Here is a 3464-nt window from a genome sequence, read left to right as displayed (position 1 = left end):
AAACCTCCCATGATCCACGCGCAGTGAATCAGGAAAGCCACTCCGCCTCAACCCGCTGATTGGGTTTGAGCCCTAGTAGCGGATCGACGATCGCTGGATCATCGCTCTTGTACCTAGATCGACAAGCCGTGCTGCTCTTTTCAAAATCGGGGGGCGCTTTAGCTAATCGGCCTTGGATCGAGGGATAAAAGTCGCTCCGCCGTCGAACAATCATTTGTTGCGAATGGCTCGCATGATCAATAAGGAGGCCCTCAAATTGGGGGTCGACCTACATGCAACGTCGTTTTCGAACCGTATTGTTGAGTGGCATCGCTGGGGCGCTGCTGCTGCCGTCCGCTCCGTCTTGGGCCGCCACGGATCCCGACGAGCCTCAGGCCGCAGGCTCATCATCGACAGACATCGTGGTGACCGGCGCCCAGCCCGTCAGCGTGGCTACCTCAGGTACGAAGAGCGATCTGCCGATCGCCGAGACCCCACAGTCGATCAGCGTCATAAGCTCCGATGAGATTGCCAAGCTCGGCCTTGCCAACCTCAATCAGGCGCTGCGTTTCGTCGCCGGTGTGACGACGGAGCAGCGTGGCTCAAGCGCGGAAGTCTACGACCAGTTCAAGCTGCGTGGGTTTGACGCGCCGCAGTTCCTCGACGGCCTAAAGCTCATCGGCGGGGCGGGATACCTGACGCCGCAGATCGACGTCTCGCGGCTAGATCGCATCGAAGTGGTCAAGGGGCCGGCGTCTGTCCTCTACGGTCAATCCGGACCGGGCGGGCTGGTGGCCTTGTCGAGCAAGCTGCCGCTCGATCGAGACTTGTACGGCGCGGTCTCGGGGACATACGGCACATACGATCTGTATCGTGCCGACGTCGACGTCGGAGGCAGGGCCGGGTCATCTGTGCTCTGGCGTCTCTACGGCAGCGCAAACGGTGCACACACTCAGCAGGACTTCAGCAGACGCGAACGCCAGACGATCAACGGCGCGGTCACGATCAATGCGGATCACGCCACGCAGCTGACGTTGCTGGCCGCGTATTCGCATGACCCCGAGAACGGCAGCTACAGCGTGTTCCCCGCATCGGGCACGTTCCTGCCCAATCCGAACGGAAGGCTGCCGACGAGCCGTGACTTCGGCGAACCTGACAATTTCTTTAAGCGCGAGCAGGCGTCGGCAACATACATCCTTACCCATACCATCAACTCCGACTGGAGCATCCGCGCTTCGGGGCGCTATCAGCATGCAACGTCCAGCCTCGGCATCGTCTACGCAAACGGAGCCTTGGCCGATCCCACCGGCAACACCGCGCTGTTCGGCCGCTCCTCCTACTCGACGCGTGAGCGTGCCGACTCCTGGGTGTTCGACAACCAGATTCGCGGACGTGTGCAGACTGGAGTTCTGAAGCACGACCTTCTGTTCGGCCTTGATTATCAGACGGGCAAAGCCAGCACGGTCAATGCGTTCGGCTCCGGCACGGTGCTGAACGGCTACGCTCCCGTATACGGGACAATGGTCGTGCCGCGACGGCCGGAGGACGTACCCAACAACTTCGGTGTCAACAGTCCAAGGCCGCGATCCGATCAGGCAGGGATCTATGCCCAGGATCAGGTGTCGATCGGGGGGCTGCGCCTGCTCCTGAGTGGACGCCATGATTGGGCCGGAGTGCGTGCTGATCGGCAGACGGCGTCCACGGAGAACACGAAGTTCACCTACCGTGTGGGCGCCCTGTACGCGACGTCGTTCGGCCTGGCGCCCTATGTCAGCTACTCCACCTCCTTCGAACCCAATGGCACCTTCCGCGCCTCCCAGGCGGGACCTTTGCAGGTGGCCAAGCCTACGGAAGGTAAGCAGCTCGAGGCGGGTGCGAAATACACGGTGCCCGGCACTGCCATCCTCGTGACGGCTGCCTGGTTCCGGATCGATCAGAGCAACATCATCGTCACCAATCCGGTCACGCAGATCTCGACGCAGGGCGGCAAGTACCGGTCGCAGGGCGTCGAAGCCGAAGCGACCGCGCCGCTGCCGTACGGCTTCAACGCGAGGCTGGCCTTCAGCCGCCAGAGGGTGCGCAACATCGCCGACGCCAACCCGGCGAACGTCGGCGACGGGATCCTTGGTGTCGGGCGCGGCGGCACGTCCGCCAACCTCGAATGGGTCCCGAACGACGGTGGCCTAGCGGGCTTTGCAATCGGTGGTGCCGTTCGACACGTGGACAGCATCTATGCCGGCACGATCTACGATGCCGCGTTCAATCCGGTTGCGACGCGTCAGAGAACCCCGGGCTTTACGCTATTCGATGCACAGATGCGCTACGACCTTGGTAAGTTGCTGCCGCGGCTTGAAGGGACGACGCTTAGCCTGAACGCCGCCAATCTCTTCGACAAGAAGTATGTCACGACCTGCTACCTCGACTATGGCTGGTGCTGGTACGGCAATCGCCGCACGGTGCAGGGCACCATTGCCATGCGGTTTTGAGGATACCCAAAGAGCTACCGTGATTACTTATTAGAGGCGGGATCAATGGTAAGCAGGATCGTTGGTGCAACGTTGCTTATTCTAGCGGCACTGCCCGCAGATGCGCAGGTTCCACCACCGCCATCCTTGCCCGGGCAGGACGCACTCAGCGCGAAACTCGTTCGATCAATCGAGACAAAAGATGTGCCGGCTTACGCTGCGCTGCTGTCGGAAAACGTGGTCGTCTATGAAGATGGCAAGCTACTTACCCGAACTAAGAATGAATGGCTTGAACGATATGGCAAGAAGCTTGCTGCAAAAGGCGTATCATTTAAGGTGTTCCCTGGCTTCTCCTCAACCGGCCGCTTACTGTTCATAGAATATTTTAATTCGGTGGGTAGCTGGGGGGAAGGGACTCCGGCCCATTGCTGCTGGTCCTACGATGCGGTTGCTTATGATATTACTGGCGGAAAAGTTACTGCTATACGGCGCCTGCGGGGCGGAGACACTAAGCTCGACGAGCGTGGTTTGCCTGCCAAATAGCACCGGCTTGCAAAATGGTGCTTTCCAAAGCTCGCTGGACCGCCTCCCTCACCCCTTCGACTTACATCATCCCGGGGTCAGCAACATATCCGCTGGCCTCGAGATGAATGAGTGGCAGAACTTGGTACCGTAAACGGCGGCTTCGAATGACGGCTTCTGGGTCTTTAGTAGCCCTTTCGAACCGCGGAGTTTGCAGAACGCCTTACGTTCTCCAAACTCCGTTTATGCAATGCAGGTTCAAGAAGGAGCAATTGGACCGATTTTTTTGACTAAGCGGTCACGAGGAGGGCGTCAACGGGGTCACAATAGCTGCTTTCCTACCGTGGGTTCCTTTCGGGATTGCTCCGGCGCTATGGTAAGCCGCGTCAGGCGTTAATACATCTCTTCGGCGGATGCAGGCAGCTCTGCGTTACAGACAGCCTCTTCTGCCGGACACCGACGCCGGCGCGACGGCTTTCAACAGCAATCGCCGGCGAT

Annotated in this window: 2 protein-coding genes; both read left to right on the top strand. The window is 59.8% G+C overall.

Annotation, left to right across the window (positions count from 1 at the left end):
* Nucleotides 1–272 precede the first annotated feature (272 nt).
* Complete coding sequence (locus AC07UH_RS21425; RefSeq protein ID WP_495182203.1) at nt 273–2465, top strand: TonB-dependent siderophore receptor; 2193 nt, start codon at nt 273–275, stop codon at nt 2463–2465.
* Between the two features lie 45 nt (nt 2466–2510).
* The gene (locus AC07UH_RS21420) at nt 2511–2987 is read left to right on the top strand and encodes a nuclear transport factor 2 family protein (protein WP_495182202.1); all 477 of its coding nucleotides are present in this window, start codon (nt 2511–2513) and stop codon (nt 2985–2987) included.
* Nucleotides 2988–3464 lie beyond the last annotated feature (477 nt).

It is taken from the genome of Sphingomonas sp. GW821-FHT04B01 (genome assembly GCF_059420425.1).
Note: the sequence above shows the minus strand (reverse complement) of the source record. Positions and strands in the feature narration are given on the sequence as shown.

Bases quoted from the DNA above. Each gene is read 5' to 3' on its own strand.
- AC07UH_RS21425 (WP_495182203.1), top strand. From the start codon at position 273: ATGCAACGTCGTTTTCGAACCGTATTGTTGAGTGGCATCGCTGGGGCG.
- AC07UH_RS21420 (WP_495182202.1), top strand. From the start codon at position 2,511: ATGGTAAGCAGGATCGTTGGTGCAACGTTGCTTATTCTAGCGGCACTG.